The sequence below is a fragment of the Pseudarthrobacter sp. CC12 genome (genome assembly GCF_039907755.1).
Classification (GTDB): domain Bacteria; phylum Actinomycetota; class Actinomycetes; order Actinomycetales; family Micrococcaceae; genus Arthrobacter; species Arthrobacter niigatensis.
In genome coordinates this window covers 61,460-78,346 of record NZ_JARDJH010000016.1, presented here as the reverse complement: position 1 = coordinate 78,346, position 16,887 = coordinate 61,460, and the positions used below count along the sequence as shown (strand labels likewise).

The following is a 16,887-nucleotide window of genomic DNA, read 5'->3' as shown; positions in this document are numbered from 1 at the left end:
TCGTGAAAGAGGTGCGTGACTGGCGGTCAAAATGCAGCCGACAGTTGCGAATTGCTGATGCTTTCGTGGTTACGTGGGCTGTCGCCGGTGCCTATGTCATCCGCTTTGGCTGGGCCGCGGACTTCGTCGTTGTAGGCGAGGAAAGCATTTATGTATGGCTCTCGATTGCACTAGCGGCTGCCTGGTGGATCATGCTTGGAGCCTGGAATAGCCGCCAAAGCCGCATTCTGGGGGCAGGACCAGACGAATACAAGCGTGTTGCCGCGGCGTCATTGTGGCTGTTTGGGCTGGTCGCTATCGTGTCGTACGTTCTACGGCTCGATACTGCCCGCGGCTATGTGGGGGTCGCTTTGCCTGCGGGCTTATTCGGGCTCCTACTTTCCCGCTGGCTTATCCGGCAGCACCTCAACGTGAACCGGCAAATGGGACAAAGTATGTCCCGTTTGCTGTTACTCGGAGGCCCAAGCGCAGTTGCCCACTTGGCTCGTTCCTTAAGGACCGCCAAACACGCTGGATATCTACCCGTAGCGGTTTACACACCAAGTACTTCGGAGCTCTCATCAGTCGAACCTGAATCCGGCCTTCCCGTTGTAGGAAACTCTCCGGACGCAAAGTCGATTGTGGCGGCAATCGAGGATTGCCACGCCGATGCGGTGGCTGTTTCCGCCGGAGTTCAGTTGCACCCGCAAACACTCCGACATCTGGGATGGGAACTTGCTTCCAGAAATATAGGACTCATTATGGCTCCCGCACTTACAGACATAGCGGGGCCACGAATCCACACTCAGCAGGTTGCAGGACTTCCGTTGATCCATGTCACTACGCCTACTCTTGAGGGGGGTCAGAGAGTTGCGAAGCGGCTCTTCGACGTGGTGGTATCTGCTCTCCTGATAGTAGTCAGTCTGCCTGTTATGGCAGTCGTGGCGGCCCTGATCAAGCTAGATGACGGGAGCCCCGTCCTGTTCAAACAGGACCGAGTGGGCATGGAGGGTGCCCGGTTCCAGATGTTCAAATTCAGGTCGATGGTGGTAGACGCGGAGTCACGACTTGATTCTCTCAAGGAAAGCAATGACGGTAACGGGCTCCTCTTTAAGATGAAGCAGGATCCGCGTGTCACGTCGATCGGTCGACTCCTCCGTAAGTTCAGCCTTGACGAGCTTCCGCAACTCTTTAACGTCCTCATGGGAACGATGAGCCTTGTTGGCCCTCGCCCACCCCTGCCTTCTGAGGTCGAAGCATACGAGCAAGACGTCAGGCGAAGATTGCTGGTCAAGCCGGGGCTTACGGGTTTATGGCAAGTGAGCGGCCGCTCTAATCTTTCCTGGCAGGACTCCGTGCGCCTTGACCTGTACTACGTTGAAAATTGGTCCTTGGCTGGGGACCTCCTCATCCTCATAAAGACATTCCGCGCAGTTTTTCAAAGCTCCGGAGCCTACTGATTTCTGGCGGCGGACTACAGCCCCCGGGGAAGGACAAATCTATGCGAATTACAGTTATCGGTTGTGGATACCTGGGTGCCGTCCACGCTGCCTGCATGGCAAAACTCGGTCATGAAGTGGTGGGGATTGACGTAGATGAACGAAAAATAGCCGCCTTGTCTGCTGCCAGCGCGCCGTTTTTTGAGCCCGGTTTGGACGCCCTACTCAAGGAAGTCCAAGAGACGGGCACGCTTTCCTTTTCCACTAACATGGCCTCCGCAAAGGGAAGCTCGGTGCACTTCATCTGTGTTGGAACTCCACAAAAGAAGGGAGAAAACGCTGCCGATTTGACGTACGTTGACGCTGCTACAACAGGTCTGATGCCTTACCTATCTCCTGGCGACCTCGTTGTAGGCAAGTCAACGGTCCCGGTTGGAACTGCTGCGAGGCTGGCAGGTCTCATCGAACAAGCTCAGCCAGCGGCCCAAATGATGTGGAACCCAGAGTTCCTTCGGGAAGGACACGCTGTTTCAGACACACTTAATCCGGACAGGCTGGTTTATGGCATCGCTGGAGGTTCGGAAGAACACCATGCCGTTCAAGTCCTCGACCAGGTTTATGCAATCCCTCTCGAGTTGGGCACCCCGCGGTTAGTTACAGATTTGCCGACGGCCGAGTTGGTCAAGACGGCCGCCAACTCATTCTTGGCTACGAAGATCTCGTTTATCAACGCGATGGCCGAGCTATGCGATGCTGCGGGCGCCGACGTGACCATGCTGGCAGATGCAATCGGCCTAGATGACAGGATTGGACGCAAATTCCTCAACGCCGGCATTGGATTCGGCGGCGGTTGTCTTCCGAAGGATATCCGGGCCTTCATGGCCCGCGCGGGTGAATTGGGCGCGGACCAAGCGCTGACTTTTCTTCGTGAAGTAGATGCCATCAACATGAGGCGGAGGACCAGGGTGGTAGAACTAGCCCGAGAACTTTGTGGGGGATCGCTTTTAGGGCAACGGATCACCGTATTGGGGGCTGCTTTCAAACCAGAAAGCGACGATGTTCGCGATTCGCCAGCGCTAAGTATCGCAGCGCAACTTCAACTTCAGGGTGCTGTGGTGACGGTAACGGACCCGAAAGCACTCCACAACGCGGCGCACCGTTTCCCAGAGCTCCACTACGAGGAATCAACGGAGGCGGCGCTTCAGCGAGCCGATGCACTTCTGCTATTGACGGAATGGCAGGAGTATCGAGACTTAGATCCCTACGAGGCCTCGACGTTCGTTACCTCTGCCAAGATTTTGGATGGTAGAAACATCCTGGATGCCAGCAAATGGCGTGCTGCTGGGTGGACCTACCGAGGGCTGGGCCGCCCCTAGCATGGGTGCGCTCACTCCAGAGGATAATCAGCCCCTTGGGCAGTATCCCGAAATGGCGACACGAACAAGGCAGAGAAGACCACGAAGGCTAACAAAAGTCGTGATGGCGATCTTTGTTCTCCTTGTACTTCTCGGCGGCGGAACGGTTTGGATAGGTCTGAAGGCATCGTCAATCAAGCATGAGCTGGAGGCAGCCGCTGGCCTGATTTCGCAGCTAAAGCAAGAAATTCTGAAATCAGATGAAGAATCGGCCGCAGATACGGTCGCGCTACTGCGTCAGCACACTGAGGCCGCACGACAGGCGTCTGAGGACCCCCTATGGACACTTGCGTCTAGCTTGCCCTGGGCGGGGCCCAACCTCAGCGCAGTTTCCGAAGCAGCAAGATCAGCTGACGACGTGGCAACTCTTGGGCTTAGTCCTTTGATCAATGTCTACGAATCTCTGAACTGGGACGCACTTATGCCGAGCGCTTCGGGCAGCAACCTCGAGCCGCTCAAGGCTGCGGCCCCATCTGTTGCATCGGCAGCCTATACCGTTCGAGCTTCGTCGGAGCGGCTGCAAGCAATTGATACCTCTCAACTGCTGCCGCAGGTGGCCCACCCACTTCGCGATGCAACCGAGCAACTGAAGCAGGCGACGGGGGCACTCGACGCAGCTGCCGATGCGGCCAGCCTTGCGCCTGGAATGCTGGGAGCGGAAGGCCAGAAGAATTATCTGCTCATGATCCAGAACAACGCAGAAGCACGTGCCTCGGGCGGTATACCCGGAGCTCTGGCAGTAATGACACTGGACCACGGGAAGCTTTCACTTGGTACCCAGAGCAGCGCAGGCGATGTGGGAATCATGTCCCCAAACCTGGCGGTCGATCCCCAACAGCAGCAGATCTATTCCACGCGACTTGGGAAGTACATGCAGGACGTCAACCTCACACCAGACTTCCCTACCGCGGCTGCAACTGCCCAGGCAATGTGGGCAAAGAAGACCGGCCAAAGAGTGGACGGTGTCATTTCCATCGATCCCGTGGTGTTAAGTTACATACTGCAGGCGACAGGACCAGCTACCATCACTGGTCCGGAGTTAGCTGCGGTTAGGGCGGCAGGGTTGCCATCCGAACTAACAGGCAGCAACGTAGTGCCGACTCTCCTGTCCGATGTCTACGCGAAAATCCCAAATCCGAAGCTGCAAGACGCCTACTTTGCGGGTGTGGCGAAAGAAGTTTTTGCTGATCTTTCTAGCGGCAAGGGAGAAGCAAAAGGCCTCGTCACGGGCATCACCAAGGGCACCGAAGAAGGACGAGTCCTTGTTTGGTCCGCCAACGCGTCTGAACAGTCCGTAATTTCTAAGTACGCACTGAGCGGCTCCATCTCCGGTCCCAGTGTTTCTCCAGCCCAGTTCGGCGTGTATTTTAACGACGGGACGGGCGCCAAGATGGACTACTATGTGAAGCGAACAGTCCAGCTACTTAAGGCGTGCCCTTCGGACGGCTACGAACAAACCACCGTCCGTGTCACCAGCACAAACACGGCTCCGGCGGATGCAGCAACAGCGCTGCCTGCCTATGTCACGGGAGCAGGGGCGTTCGGAGTTGCACCGGGTACGGTACAGACAAACGTCGTAGCCTACGGGCCGGCCCAGGCAAACGTGGAATCAGCCATGGTTGACGGCCAGAAGACTCCTTTCGCTCCTTACATGCATGCGAATAGGCCAGTCGGTGTTGTTGCCCAGCAGCTTGCTCCAGGCGAAAGCAAAACGGTGGACTTCACTTTCGGAAAGATCGTTCAGCACACGGAACCTAACGTAGTTGTCACGCCCACCGTCCAGCATGTAAAGGACGTTATCCTCCCAGCCGAAAATGCGCCCTGCGATCCGGGCCAGTGACGGTCGCGTTAACACTATGTAAACCGATTGGATTGAGGTTGGTCACAGCATGATGCTGGTGGTAACGTCTTTCTGGGATATCTATCCGTAGTTCCGTACTTGGTCTCGTGCGGAGGGGGAATCTCCCCAAAATCGGGTATCACAACTTAAACGTCTCCGGGGGGACACATGAAGAAAACACTCGCTGCACTCGCGCTCGCAGGCTCCATCGCACTTATCGGCTCGGCTCCCGCTATGGCCGCAACCTACCCGGCACTTCCGCCGCAGGCAGCTGTTTCCGACGGCACCGTGGGCCCGGGTGAATCCTTCGTGTTCCGTGGCCAGGGGTTCCTTGCCGGCGAACGGCTCATCATCCGCGTTACGCCGGGTCAGGCTCCGGCCTCCAACGGCGCAAACATTGCCGGCAGCCGTGCAGTTGCGGCCCGTATCAATGTTGTAGCCGAGGCGCAGACCCTCACCGCCCAGGCTGATGCCCAGGGCGCCGTGGCGCTGCCCATCGCAATCAACGAACCGGGCACCTATTCCATCACGGCAACCGGGGAGACTTCCGGCGTCACGGTGGGTCCCGTCGTCGTAAAGGTCACGCCTGCAGCCCTGGTTGCCAACGGCAACTCGGCACTGGCGAACACCGGCAGCGGCCTGGCCAACACCGGCGCCGACTCCGGCCTGATCCTGTGGACCCTGGTGGGCGCGGGCGCACTGGCCGCCGGTGCAACCTCCGTTGTGGTGGTTCGCCGCCGCGCCAAGGCTGAGGTTTCCGCCTAGGCATAAGGTTTCTTAGCACCAACGAAGGTGGGTGCTTCTCCGATATTGGAGAAGCACCCACCTTCTGCTTTGTGTGGTATCTATTTGATCTATGGGGAGACATTGGCGCAGAGCACCGCGAGAGTACGACTTTTCTATTCCACTCCCCCGCCCGCATGTGCTGGGCTACGCCCTCCTCGTTCTCCTCGCTGCCTCTGCCCTGGCCACCGCTGTATTTGCCCTTCTGCGGACATCCTGAGGCTCGTTTGAGACACCTCTACAACCAGCGGCTGTGGCAGCTAATCCTTGCCGCAATGGTGGTGCCCTTGGCTCTCGTCGCTTTCTGGCCGACGCCTGTAGACCAGCCCGTCTCAGGACAACTTGCCCTCGTGTTGAATTTCCTCCACCATCACGGCATTCCGCGCTGGTTTAACTACGACCTCGTGGAAAGATCCGCCAACTTTGGCCTATTTCTTCCCGTTGGTTTTGTAGCCGCCTTGGCATTTCCCACCAAACGCTGGTGGCAAATCGGCGCTTTTGGAATGCTCGTCTCGGGCTGCATCGAACTAGGGCAGCTTCTGTTTCTTCACGACCGATTTGCAAGCCCGTCAGACATCGTGACAAACACGTCAGGAGCTGTCACAGGCGCCCTTGTGGCGGCCATGGCGGTCCAGGCGCAAAAGAGGCCCGCTGCCTTCCGGCATCGGGCCTCCAACAAGCAGTAAGACCTCGGACTACCCCACGAAGTTCTTCATCCAGGTCTTCAGGTCCTCGCCGAACTCCACACGCTCAGACGCGAGGGTAATGACGGCCTTGAGGTAGCTCAGCTTGTCGCCGGTGTCGTAACGGCGGCCCTTGAAGACCACGCCGTAAACGCCGGAGCCTTCGCCCTCGCCGGCAGCCAGGGTCTGCAGGGCGTCCGTCAGCTGGATCTCGTTGCCGCGCCCCGGCTCGGTGTTCTCCAGGACACCGAATACGGAGTGGTGCAGCACGTAGCGTCCGATCACTGCCAGGTTGGACGGAGCCTCGCCGACGGCCGGCTTCTCCACCAGGCTGTTAACGCGGACGTAGTCCTCGCCGTCCACAGCAGTGATGTCTGCGCAGCCGTAGGCACTGATCTGCGACGGATCAACCTCGATCAGTGCGATCACCGAACCGCCCGTCTTCTGCTGCACCTCCATCATCGTGCTCAGCAAGGTCTCTGCCTCATCGATGAGGTCGTCACCCAGGAGCACGGCAAAAGGCTCGTCACCCACGTGCTGCTGCGCACAGAGAACTGCATGGCCGAGGCCCTTGGCCTCGCCCTGCCGGACGTAGTGGATTGGGCCCAAGTTGGAGGCGTACTCCACCATGCCCAGCTTGTCCTTGTCCCCCTTGGCCTCCAGCGCAGCCTCCAGGCCGGGCTCGCGGTCGAAGTGGTCCTCCAGTGCGCGCTTGTTGCGGCCCGTGATCATCAGCAGGTCAGTGAGGCCGGCATCCACCGCTTCTTCAACCACGTACTGGATGGCCGGGCGGTCAACCACCGGCAACATTTCCTTAGGCATTGCCTTGGTAGCGGGCAGGAAGCGTGTTCCCAATCCGGCAGCAGGAATGACGGCTTTGGTTATAGCTTTCCCCTTAGTCATAGGTGAACCTTAACAAATTTGTTGGGCTAATCGGCAATTGAATCGAAGTCATGGGAGGTGACGAAGGTCCCGGACAAGGCCTGGGATATCCCGAAAAAACCGGGCCCACCTGCCTCGATGCTGCTTCAGCCGACCCCGGACCGACAGGTCCGCATAGATATTTCCGGTCAGAAACACTTCTGTACGCGGAAAGACCGCGCGCCACCACATTTTTGGTTTGTCCCTCCACCTGGCCTGGACAATCGCAATGATCCGGGCGCTCCCGGGCGCCTGCGCCGCGACGCGGTTGCGCCACTCTTGGGATGGTGCCGGCCAAGCAGGGGACACTGATTCGGGAAGCAGACTTTCAAGGAAGGGCCGAACGGCGGCTAGGGCACCCGTGGCCGCAGCGAGCTCCAGGAGCGGCTCAGAGTGGGATTCACGCCGAACGACGCCCGCGAGGTATTGAAGCTCCTGGCGACAGGCAGGCAACTCGGGCGATCGCAAGGCGTGTAGCGCCAGAAACAGGATTCCAAGCTCCTTCGAAGGGACCCTCATTTGCTGTCCTGCGAGTTCCATGCTGACGGTATGTTGCCAAAGATATTCGAAGCAGTCCCTGTGTGGTTTTTCCATCCCTGGAAAGCGGAAGTGGAGGTCAATGCAGCAGGGCCATTCTGGGTGATCCAGGGTCACCGAGTGCTTGGGGAAGGTGACGTTGTCTGGATCCGACGGGCGCCCCCGCCAGCCCCGTTCGGAGAGGCCCTGGAGCAGTTCCTCGAGACGAGCCGGGTCCACGAAGACGTCCACGTCTGCGGATATTTTGGCTTCACGCAGCCCCTGGATGACGCTTGCTGGTCCTTTGATGAAGAAGACCCTGATGCCCAGACTGTCCGCCAAGCGTGCCACGAGGGCGTGGCCGAGAAGCACACCTTCCTGGATCCTTAGCTGGGTTTGGTCGCCAGCGTTTGCCATGGGACGCCTAGATCCTGACCCTGCGGCCGACGGAAATGGCATCCCCTACTTCGCGGGTATCCGCGACCCGCCAATCGTCGACGGGCTCAGGTTCGGCAGACGCCGGCGCGGGAGTCGCGGAATATGTTCCGTAGTAGGAGTAGGCGTCCCTTCCCTTGGTGGGGACGTAGTTGAGAACGGCTCCCAAGACGCGCCCCTTGACCTTCTCAAGGTTCCCCAGGGACTGGTCCAGCTGCTCCTGGGTGGTCCTGCCGGTCCGGATCACCAGGATGGCGCCGTCGGCGGCGCGCGAGAGAACAGCAGCGTCCGTCACGGGAAGAAGCGGTGGTGCGTCGATCAGGACCACAGCATCCTTGGCCAACGTGGTGAGCATGTTCTTCATGGCGCGGGAGCCCAGCAGCTCGCTGGGGTTCGGCGGGATGCGGCCCGATCCCAGGACTGAGAGGTTGGGCAGCGCGCCCCAGGGCTGCAGGACGTCGGCGAGCTCGGCGGTGCCCGTCAGCACATCGGTGACCCCAACTCCCGGAACAAGGTTGAAGACGTCCACCAGCGTGGGCCGGCGGAGGTCGCCGTCGACCACCACGACGTTTTCGCCTGCTGCCGCCATGGTGACCGCCAGGTTGGCCGTCACCGTGGACTTGCCCTCCGCCTGCATGGAGCTGGTGACGACGATGATCCGGGGCGGGTTGTCCACGTCCAGGAAGCTGAGGTTGGTCCGCAGCTCGCGGAGAGCCTCCGCCATGGCCCCGCCGGCGTCATGGAGTTGCGCGGCGGTGCCGGCGTCCACGATGGTGCTTTTCCCATCCAAACGGTGGTCCACCGGGAGGGTGCCAATCACGGGGACGCCGAACAGCCGCTCAATGTCCGCAGCCTTCCGGATACGCCGGTCCAGGTGCCGGCGGATCAGCGCATAGGCCACACCCAGGGCCAGCCCGACCAGGGCGCCCAGCGCGAGGTTGAGCTTGGTGTTGGGTGACGTGGGGCTGGTAGGCAGGACGGCTTTGCCCAGCGGGAGTACACGGACGGCCGTCGCTGCACTCGCCTGCGGCCCGGCGTCGGGTGTTGCACCCGTACTGGCCTGTCCCGCAGCGTCGGTGGCAGGCGCCGTTTCAATGGCCTCCACCTGGGCGGCCAGGCCATTGACCCAGGCATCAGCCACCCGCTGGGCTGTTGCCGGATCCGTGGACTGCGCAGTGACCCTGATTTCTGCCGTGTCCATCGGAACCTTGACGCTAATGCTGCCAAGAAGGGCATCGGCAGTTGTCTTCAGGTCCAGGGCCTGGATAACCCGGTCCGCGACAAGGCGGGATTTCGCTACGGACTCATAGTTCTTGACCTTTGCCTTCGCCAGGCTGTCGCCGGCCAACGCCAGGCTCACGTTGTCCGAGCCCGGCGTGACCACTATGCCGCTGGAATCAGAGGAGTAGATCTTCGGCTGCAGGACGGTCCATCCGGCAGCTGCCAGGGTGGCCAGCAGGGTGAAGGCGACGATGGCCTTCCAGTACACCCGCAGGACGGCCAGGTAGTCCGCCAAGTCAAGGCCAGGAGACGCCTCCGGGGGCGTGGTGGTTGTGCTCATAGTGGTTCCTTAAGCTCAGGTTCTTGATGTGCCCGTGCAGGCGGTTCAGTTTTCGCCGCGTTCCAGGATCGACGTGGCGACGAGTTGCTCAACGGCTCGGGCGACGGCGGCCCGGTAGCTTTCCGGTGCGCCATGCACCTCGGCTACGTGTTCAGTCAGTTGGTCCAGGCTCACCGGGCCGGCGCAGGCCTCCCAGATGGCGGGTCCGATACCAGCCAGGCGGACTATGTCTTTGTCCACCATGACCAGCAGGTCGCCGCCGATCTTTACCGCGTCCTTTGGAGCCCTGCGCCGGATGCTGCCGGCCGGGAGGGGTGGTTCCTGGGCCGTTTCCAGTGCCGCGGGTTCCCACTCGGATTTCGAAGTTGCCTGCAGTTGGAAAAGAGGGTCCAAGGCCGCCGGCAGGTCCGCTGCCTCCGCATAGGTCACCTGCCACACTCCCCCGACGCTCTCGATGAGGCGGCATAGCGACTGCAGAGGATCCACGAATTCTGCCTGCGAGGACGACTCAGGGATCAGGGCCAGCAAAGCGTCGGCCAGCGGCACCCGTTCCAGCACCGGGGCCACCGGATGCTCCCCCTGGACCCGGTCCAAAAGCACGATGGACTGGATGAAGGGCATGGCCGGGGCCGGCTGAAGTCCGAACTCATCCGGTCCCGCCTGGCGTTTGGGTGCACCGGCTCCCTGTTTGACGGATAAGGGCTTGGGATAGGGAACCACAGAGCCGTCCCAAGCGATGGCAACTGTCTCGTCAGTGACATAGCCGTAAGTCCTGGCGAGCACGGAAGCTGCGGTGGTCTTTCCTGTTCCAGACTTGGCTACCAGAGCAACCACTGCCCCGGTGCCCGGGTCACCCACCCCGCAGGCGTGGAGCATGGTCAGTTCACCGGCGTTGGCCAGAATCGCGGTCACCGTGAGCCGGGACGTGAGGTTCTCTGCCAACTCCTCAAAGGAGGCGGCCTCAAGTTGGAAGGTGCCGTCTCCGTACTTCATGGAGGCGCAGGTGATTGAGGCCGTGAACTGACGGTCTTCGGTGGGTTCCATCGGCTCCGGCGGCAGCAGCGGCCCAAGGCTGCCGCTGCTACACCGTGCCCAGGCGATGTTCATTGATGCCCGCTGCTGCCACGTGACCGCACGGCCCCAGCGGACTACAAACCGCTGGCCCATAATTGTGAGGCACAGCAGGTCACCGCCCCGTGCCAATTCATCGAACAGGCGCTGCTGCCATGCCAAGCGCGCGCTTCCCGTGATCCCTGCGGACGTCATGCCGTTAGTGCGAAGCGCCGGAGGCAGCCTCGATCAGGCGCTGCGCCTCGAGGCTTGCCAGGAAGCCTTCCACCTGCGCCTGCATCTGGCCTGACTGGACCTCGAAGGTGGCCTCCAGCTCGGCGAAGATGTCCTGCTCGCTCCGCTGGCCATCAATGAGGTCCCAGATGACCGCAGCAGTTCCTTCCAGGACCACAGGCTGGGTTGCGTCGAGGTGCAGCAGGGCGACCCGTGCCCGGGGTTTGGTGCAGACTTGGGCAACATAACCGGAGTGGTGCCAAATCACTAGAAGTTGACCTTTACGGCCTGGGGCGCGGATATGGACAAGGTCTTCGACGTAGAAGTGAAAGTTACATTCACCACCACGTCATAGTAGGCCGTCACCCTGCTATTCGTGGCTTGGTAATTGAACTTAAGAGCAAGATCCAACGGCTGGACACTCGAAATGCCATTCACGTTCGCAACCGTGAAATCTGCCTCGAACACGTTGCCCGCTCCAAAGACCGAGTTAGAGGGTGCGGCACCATTAAGTGTTGCGATGCCAACACCAACCGGTGCACCCACATTGGGGGTCACCTTGAAGTGAAAAAGTATCTGACCTGTAACAAGTCCGCCACCCACGTTGGAAATGCGGATGGAGGCAGGACAGGAGCCCGAGCGCTGATTGCCCGTACCGCTACCAGTACTGCCAACTTTGATTAGTGTCGTGCCGCCCGGTACAAGCTCCGCAGTTGGGGTTGCGGGTGCGGGCGTAGGCCCGGGCGATGCAGAAGCCGGAGGTGCAGCGACCGTGGTCAAGATGACAGGAACGGACCAGGCAACACCAGCAGCAACGCGGCGGCGGCTTATGCCGCCCTTTTCTTCGCGACCATCGATTTCCGCATTCAAAACCTCAGACAATTGTGCCCCCAGAGTAGGTTTCCGGATGCGTCTGCCCAGGTGAGACCGGCAGGGCGCATCGGCCGGTTTGCCCGGCTTCGCCTACTCTTACGAACGCAAATAAAGTTTTCTGAAACGGCCTTGAAAGGTTTACTCAAGAATTCTGCAAGGCCTCTTGATCAAACTCGATTAGCTAATGGAGCCCGTGAACTTCGGTTCGCGCTTCTCCTGGAACGCCCGGAAGCCCTCCGCGTAGTCCTCGGTTTTGCAAAGGCGCGCCTGCTCCTCATTCTCCTCCTGCATGGCCTGCCACAGGCCCAGGCGCTGGTCCCGGATGTGCGCCACCAGCTCCTTCGACGCAACGAACGCCCCGGTGGCGCCGCCAGCAACCCGCGAGACAATCTCCCGCGTCGACTCCAGCAGGCCGGCCGCAGGCATGGCGCGGCTGAACATGCCCTGCGCCACCGCCTCGGCGCCAGAGATCAGGTCCGCCGTGTAGATCAGGTCAAGCGTCCGGTGCATGCCCAGCCGCTCCGTGAAGTACCAGTGCCCGCCCGAATCCAGCGTGGCCCCCAGCTTGGCGAACGGCGAGCCGAACTTCGCGTTCTCCGCCACGTACACCACGTCCGTGGCCAGCAGCAGCCCCAGCCCCACGCCCAGGCACGCCCCCTGCGCGGCAGCGAACGTCGGCGCGGGGAAGGACGCCATCTTCTTCAGCAACGGCTCCACCAGCCCGCCCAGGTACGCGGCGGCGTCGTCGCTCTCCGGGGTGACCCCAGCGATGTCCCGGCCCGCGCAGAAGGCGCGTCCCTCTCCCCTCAGCAGCAGCGCCCGCACCTCACCGCGTGAGGCGGCGGCAGCAGCGTCGTCGTACGCCTGTGCTAAATCCCGCAGCGCGTGCTCATCGAGCGAGTTCAGCTTGTGCGGCGCGTCCAGCACTACCTCGGCGATGCCGTTGCTGATGGAAAGGGAAATCATGGGGCTCCTTCTGGTGAAAACGGATTAGACGTCGAAGTCGACCGTGACTTCCTTGCTGGTGGGGTGGCTCTGGCAGGTCAGGACGTAGCCCTTGTCCAGCTCATCCTGTTCCAGCGCGTAGTTCTCGTCCATGGTCACGGTGCCGGTGACCACCTTGGCCCGGCAGGTGCCGCACACTCCCCCGGCGCACGCGAACGGGACGTCCGGGCGGACCCGCAGCGCGGCGTTGAGGATCGACTCGCGGGCGTGCGTGGGGCTTGCCACCTCACCCTGCAGGCCGTCCAGCTTGAAGGTGATCTTGTACGTTTCCTTGGACTCGTCCACTATGACAGGGCGGCCGGCCTGGCCCTCCGGGCGGTCCGGCTTGCCGGACGTGAACAGCTCGAACCGGACGTTCTCCGGCTTCACCCCGCGCTCGGCCAGGGTGTCTCGGCACAGCTGGACCAGTTCGAACGGCCCGCACAGGAACCACTCGTCCACATCGTCAGCGTGCAGGGCGGTGCCCAGCAGCTGCTGCAGCTTCTCGGCGTCGATCCGGCCGGAGAGCAGCGGCGCGATCCGCTGCTCGCGGCTCAGCACGTGGTGGATGGCGAGCCGCTGCGGGTACTTGTCCTTCAGGTCCGCCAGCTCCTCCAGGAACATCACGTCCATGGCGGCCTTGTTGGCGTAGATAAGGTCGAACCGGGTGTCCGGGTTGGCGGCCAGCAGCGTCCGGGCGATGGCGATCACCGGGGTGATGCCGGACCCGGCCGCGATGGCCACGAAGTTCCCGGCCTCCCCGGCCAGGTCCTCCGGGTGGTTCATGGAGTTCATGACGTTCTGGTCCACGGCCACGCCGTCGCGGCCGTGCTTGGACACGAACGCGCCCATGGGGCTCATCACGTCCAGGGTGTCCCCGGCCTTCAGCTCGGCGTTGGCCCAAGTGGAGAACAGCCCGCCCAGGTCCTTCTTGATGGCCACGCGGATCTCGCTGGTGCCGTCGGCGAAGCTGCGCGGCTCAGCGCAGATGGAGTAGCTGCGGCGGATTTCCTTGGGCTCGCCGCTCTCATCCGGCAGCGTGGTGCGCAGGGCCACGTACTGGCCGGGCAGGTAGTCGAACTTGCCGGCGAGCTCCGCGGGCACATGGAAGGCGACCTCGATGGCATCGTCGGTGAGCCGGCGCACCTCCTTCACGGCCAGCGTGTGGAAGGACGGACGACGGCGGCCGGTCACCTCAGCCTCTTCGGCGGCGGTCTGGCGGACAACAGGCATGGGGCTTCCTTACAGGACTTTGAAGTAGTCGAACGGTTCCTTGCAGTCCTGGCACACATAGAGGGCCTTGCAGGACGTGGAACCGAAGCGGGTGAGTTCCTTGGTGTTGAGGCTGTTGCACTGCGGGCACTTCACGGCCAGGCTCAGCCGGATGGGGCCCGAGTGGCCGCCGGCCCGGGAGTTACCGGAAGGCGGGGCGATGCCGTACTCCTGCAGCTTCTGCTTGCCGGCCTCGGTCATCCAGTCAGTGGTCCACGCCGGGGAGAGGACCAGGTCCACGTGCACGTCCTGGTAGCCCTCCTTGGCGAAGGCGGTGTAGAGGTCGTCCCGGATGGCGTCCATGGCCGGGCAGCCCGAGTACGTGGGCGTGATGGTGACGGTGACTTTGTTGTCCGTGACCTGCACGTCCCGCAGGATGCCCAGGTCCGCGATGGTGAGCACCGGGATCTCCGGGTCCACCACGGTGGCCGCGATGTCCCACGCATCCTGCTGCGGAGTGCGGGTGCGGGATTCGAAGTCCGAGATGTACACGGTCACCAGCTCGCTCCGGGATGCTCGCGGGCCAGGACCTGCATCTCCGCGAGGATGTAGCCCAGGTACTCCGAGTGCTTGCCCTGCCGGCCGCCGCCCGGGGCTGCGGGCACGTCCGGGACCTCCAGCCCGGCCTCGTTGAGGACCTCGGCGGTGAGGCGGTCAAAGTCTTCACGCAGGCTGGAAGGCGCGACGCCGGCACCCGCCTGGGCGAGCCGTTCGGTCAGTTCGTCGTCGCGGAAGAGTTCCGCAACGTACGGCCACATGGTGCGGAGGCCGTGGATCATCCGCTGGCGGGATTCGTCGGTGCCGCCGGCCAGGCGCAGGACCCACTGGGCGCTGTGGTCGCGGTGGTAGTCCACTTCCTTCACGGCCTTGGCGGCGATGGCGGCCAGGGTTGCGTCCGTGGATTCGGTGAGGCGGCGGTAGAGCTCGTACTGGTAGTAGCTCACCACGAACTGGCGGGCGATGGTGGCCGCGAAGTCCCCGTTGGGCTGCTCGAACAGCTGCACACTGCGGAACTCGTGCTCGCGGCGGAAGTAGGCCAAGTCGTCCTCCGACTTGGGGGTGCCGTCCTCGTTGGGCATGCCGGCGCCGGCGTAGGTGAGGAAGCTGCGGGCGTGGCCCAGCTGGTCCAGGGCGATGTTGCCCAGGGCGATGTCCTCCTCCAGTTCGGGTGCGCGGGAGATCCAGTGGCCCAGGCGCTGGGCGAGGATCAGGGCGTCGTCGCCCAGGCGGAGGGCGTACTCGGCGACATCTTCGCTGGGCTTCGCGAGGCCGGTCTTGACCTCGAGCGCGATGTCCTCCGGACGGAGGGCGTTGCCGGGGGTGATGCGGGTGGCGGATGCGTTGGCTTCGCTCACAGGTGCTTCACTCCCTCGCTCTTGGTGTAGTACGTGGCGTGCCGGTAGTCCTTGCCCTGGGGCGACTCGAAGAAGGAACCCTTGGAATCGGGATCGCTGGCGGCGATGGCGTCGGCCGGGACAACCCAGATGGAGACGCCCTCGTTGCGGCGGGTGTAGAGGTCGCGTGCGTTCCGGAGGGCCATGGCGGCGTCCGGGGCGTGCAGGGAGCCGGCATGGACGTGGCTCAGGCCGCGGCTGGACCGGACGAAGACCTCCCAGAGGCCCCAGCTGGAGCGGTCATGGTGGTCAGGGGCCGGGGAAACTTTGGGGGCTTCGCGGTTGATCTCGGTGGCCGAGCTGGCGGGGGTTTCCGGGTTGCCGTGCGGGCTCATGCTGCGTATTCCTTCGTCTTCTTTGACTGTTTTGCTGCGTAGGCGGCTGCTGCCTCGCGGACCCAGGCGCCGTCGTCGTGCGCTGACCTCCGGCGCTCAAGGCGCTGGGCGTTGCAGGGGCCGCGGCCGGCCAGGACCTCGTGGAACTCGTCCCAGTCCAGCGGCCCGTGCTCCCACTTCTTGGTGTCCTCGTTGAAGCGGATCTGGTCATCGGGGAGGGTGAGGCCCAGGACCTTGACCTGCTCCACCATCATGCCCACGAAGCGGCTGCGGAGCTCGTCATTGCTGAACCGCTTGATGTTCCAGGCCATGGACTGCTTGGAGTTGGGGGAATCGTCATCCGGCGGGCCGAACATCATCAGGGCCGGGGCGTACCAGCGGTTCACGGCGTCCTGCGCCATCTGCTTCTGCTCCGGCGTGCCGTTGGAGAGTTCAAGGAGGATCTCGAAGCCCTGGCGCTGGTGGAAGGACTCTTCCTTGCAGACGCGCACCATGGCGCGGCCGTAGGGGCCGTACGAGGCCCGGCACAGCGGGACCTGGTTGCAGATGGCTGCGCCGTCCACCAGCCAGCCGATGGCGCCCATGTCCGCCCACGTGCGGGCCGGGTAGTTGAAGATGCTGGAGTAGCGGGCCTTGCCGGCGATGAGGTCGTCCATCATCTTGTCCCTGGACTGGCCCAGGGTTTCGGCGGCCGAGTAGAGGTAGAGGCCGTGGCCGGCCTCGTCCTGGACCTTGGCCATGAGGATGGCCTTGCGCTTCAGGCTGGGGGCGCGGGAAATCCAGTTGGCCTCCGGCTGCATGCCGATGATTTCGGAGTGCGCGTGCTGGGAGACCTGGCGCAGGAGGGTCTTGCGGTAGGCCGCCGGCATCCAGTCGCGGGGCTCGATCCGCGAGTCCTCCGCGATGATCCGGTCAAAGTGGGCCTGGCCTGCGGCGTCCTCTTCCGGGGTTAGCTCAGCCGGCACTGACTGCAAGTTCTGCGCTGCCATGGTTGCTCCTATGCAAAGACCTGTCGGGCGTCTCGGAATTATTTACCGACCGTTCGTTCAGGATATGCGGGAGCGCGCGCGGGCGTCAAGCGTGCCGCCCTCTTTTTCGACGGGCCACCCCATCGCATGACCGGCCGTCGGCCGCATAAGCGGCGCCCCAACGCCCCATCACGTCCTGCCACCT

The 16,887-nt window shown here is 62.4% G+C and carries 17 protein-coding genes; 5 read left to right on the top strand and 12 right to left on the bottom strand.

All coding sequences use genetic code 11. The features are described from left to right. Nucleotides 1-2 precede the first annotated feature (2 nt). The 5 genes from PV772_RS12795 to PV772_RS12775 all read left to right on the top strand — a co-directional run bounded on the left by PV772_RS12795 (nt 3) and on the right by PV772_RS12775 (nt 6,142). Nucleotides 3-1,439: a sugar transferase gene (locus PV772_RS12795; RefSeq protein ID WP_347886378.1), complete on the top strand. Its 1,437-nt coding sequence runs from the start codon at nt 3-5 to the stop codon at nt 1,437-1,439. Nucleotides 1,440-1,480: 41 nt separating this feature from the next. Further along, on the top strand, nt 1,481-2,794 hold the full coding sequence (locus PV772_RS12790; protein ID WP_347886377.1) for a UDP-glucose/GDP-mannose dehydrogenase family protein: 1,314 nt from the start codon (nt 1,481-1,483) through the stop codon (nt 2,792-2,794). A 103-nt stretch (nt 2,795-2,897) separates the two neighbouring features. Beyond that, nucleotides 2,898-4,673 (top strand): DUF4012 domain-containing protein, encoded by a 1,776-nt coding sequence (locus PV772_RS12785; protein WP_347886376.1) that lies wholly within the window; start codon nt 2,898-2,900, stop codon nt 4,671-4,673. A gap of 168 nt (nt 4,674-4,841) precedes the next feature. Then, nucleotides 4,842-5,438: an LPXTG cell wall anchor domain-containing protein gene (locus tag PV772_RS12780; protein ID WP_347886375.1), complete on the top strand. Its 597-nt coding sequence runs from the start codon at nt 4,842-4,844 to the stop codon at nt 5,436-5,438. Between the two features lie 299 nt (nt 5,439-5,737). Beyond that, nucleotides 5,738-6,142: a VanZ family protein gene (locus PV772_RS12775; RefSeq protein ID WP_347886392.1), complete on the top strand. Its 405-nt coding sequence runs from the start codon at nt 5,738-5,740 to the stop codon at nt 6,140-6,142. Nucleotides 6,143-6,151: 9 nt separating this feature from the next. On the opposite strand, the gene galU is transcribed toward PV772_RS12775, so the two are convergent. The 12 genes from galU to paaA all read right to left on the bottom strand — a co-directional run bounded on the left by galU (nt 6,152) and on the right by paaA (nt 16,703). Further along, a complete protein-coding gene (galU, locus tag PV772_RS12770) occupies nt 6,152-7,042 on the bottom strand; it encodes a UTP--glucose-1-phosphate uridylyltransferase GalU (protein ID WP_347886374.1) in 891 nt (296 codons plus the stop codon). A gap of 48 nt (nt 7,043-7,090) precedes the next feature. After that, nucleotides 7,091-7,993 (bottom strand): nucleotidyltransferase family protein, encoded by a 903-nt coding sequence (locus PV772_RS12765; RefSeq protein ID WP_347886373.1) that lies wholly within the window; start codon nt 7,991-7,993, stop codon nt 7,091-7,093. A gap of 7 nt (nt 7,994-8,000) precedes the next feature. Next, nucleotides 8,001-9,572 (bottom strand): polysaccharide biosynthesis tyrosine autokinase, encoded by a 1,572-nt coding sequence (locus PV772_RS12760; RefSeq protein ID WP_347886372.1) that lies wholly within the window; start codon nt 9,570-9,572, stop codon nt 8,001-8,003. Nucleotides 9,573-9,617: 45 nt separating this feature from the next. Beyond that, nucleotides 9,618-10,838: a PqqD family protein gene (locus PV772_RS12755; protein WP_347886371.1), complete on the bottom strand. Its 1,221-nt coding sequence runs from the start codon at nt 10,836-10,838 to the stop codon at nt 9,618-9,620. A 4-nt stretch (nt 10,839-10,842) separates the two neighbouring features. Then, entirely contained in the window at nt 10,843-11,124 is a 282-nt protein-coding gene (locus PV772_RS12750) for a PqqD family protein (RefSeq protein ID WP_347886369.1), read from the bottom strand. After that, on the bottom strand, nt 11,124-11,738 hold the full coding sequence (locus PV772_RS12745) for a hypothetical protein (protein ID WP_347886368.1): 615 nt from the start codon (nt 11,736-11,738) through the stop codon (nt 11,124-11,126). Before PV772_RS12745 ends, PV772_RS12750 begins: the two co-directional genes overlap by 1 nt. 168 nt (nt 11,739-11,906) lie before the next feature. Beyond that, the gene (locus tag PV772_RS12740) at nt 11,907-12,695 is read right to left on the bottom strand and encodes an enoyl-CoA hydratase-related protein (RefSeq protein ID WP_347886367.1); all 789 of its coding nucleotides are present in this window, start codon (nt 12,693-12,695) and stop codon (nt 11,907-11,909) included. A 24-nt stretch (nt 12,696-12,719) separates the two neighbouring features. Continuing rightward, entirely contained in the window at nt 12,720-13,946 is a 1,227-nt protein-coding gene (gene paaE, locus PV772_RS12735; protein ID WP_141159554.1) for a 1,2-phenylacetyl-CoA epoxidase subunit PaaE, read from the bottom strand. A gap of 9 nt (nt 13,947-13,955) precedes the next feature. After that, nucleotides 13,956-14,477, bottom strand: coding sequence for a 1,2-phenylacetyl-CoA epoxidase subunit PaaD (gene paaD / locus PV772_RS12730; protein WP_347886391.1), 522 nt, complete (start codon nt 14,475-14,477; stop codon nt 13,956-13,958). Between the two features lie 2 nt (nt 14,478-14,479). Beyond that, nucleotides 14,480-15,340, bottom strand: coding sequence for a 1,2-phenylacetyl-CoA epoxidase subunit PaaC (gene paaC, locus PV772_RS12725; protein WP_347886366.1), 861 nt, complete (start codon nt 15,338-15,340; stop codon nt 14,480-14,482). Further along, nucleotides 15,337-15,714, bottom strand: a complete 378-nt coding sequence (gene paaB, locus PV772_RS12720) for a 1,2-phenylacetyl-CoA epoxidase subunit PaaB (RefSeq protein ID WP_347886365.1) — start codon at nt 15,712-15,714, stop codon at nt 15,337-15,339. The genes paaC and paaB overlap by 4 nt, the downstream gene beginning before the upstream one ends. After that, nucleotides 15,711-16,703: a 1,2-phenylacetyl-CoA epoxidase subunit PaaA gene (gene paaA / locus PV772_RS12715; protein WP_347886364.1), complete on the bottom strand. Its 993-nt coding sequence runs from the start codon at nt 16,701-16,703 to the stop codon at nt 15,711-15,713. The genes paaB and paaA overlap by 4 nt, the downstream gene beginning before the upstream one ends. Between the last annotated feature and the right edge of the window lie 184 nt (nt 16,704-16,887).

Coding starts and splice junctions, on each gene's coding strand:
- PV772_RS12790 (WP_347886377.1), top strand. CDS start 1,481: ATGCGAATTACAGTTATCGGTTGTGGATACCTGGGTGCCGTCCACGCT.
- PV772_RS12785 (WP_347886376.1), top strand. CDS start 2,898: ATGGCGATCTTTGTTCTCCTTGTACTTCTCGGCGGCGGAACGGTTTGG.
- PV772_RS12780 (WP_347886375.1), top strand. CDS start 4,842: ATGAAGAAAACACTCGCTGCACTCGCGCTCGCAGGCTCCATCGCACTT.
- galU (WP_347886374.1), bottom strand. CDS start 7,042: ATGACTAAGGGGAAAGCTATAACCAAAGCCGTCATTCCTGCTGCCGGA.
- PV772_RS12765 (WP_347886373.1), bottom strand. CDS start 7,993: ATGGCAAACGCTGGCGACCAAACCCAGCTAAGGATCCAGGAAGGTGTG.
- PV772_RS12760 (WP_347886372.1), bottom strand. CDS start 9,572: ATGAGCACAACCACCACGCCCCCGGAGGCGTCTCCTGGCCTTGACTTG.
- PV772_RS12755 (WP_347886371.1), bottom strand. CDS start 10,838: ATGACGTCCGCAGGGATCACGGGAAGCGCGCGCTTGGCATGGCAGCAG.
- PV772_RS12740 (WP_347886367.1), bottom strand. CDS start 12,695: ATGATTTCCCTTTCCATCAGCAACGGCATCGCCGAGGTAGTGCTGGAC.
- paaE (WP_141159554.1), bottom strand. CDS start 13,946: ATGCCTGTTGTCCGCCAGACCGCCGCCGAAGAGGCTGAGGTGACCGGC.
- paaB (WP_347886365.1), bottom strand. CDS start 15,714: ATGAGCCCGCACGGCAACCCGGAAACCCCCGCCAGCTCGGCCACCGAG.
- paaA (WP_347886364.1), bottom strand. CDS start 16,703: ATGGCAGCGCAGAACTTGCAGTCAGTGCCGGCTGAGCTAACCCCGGAA.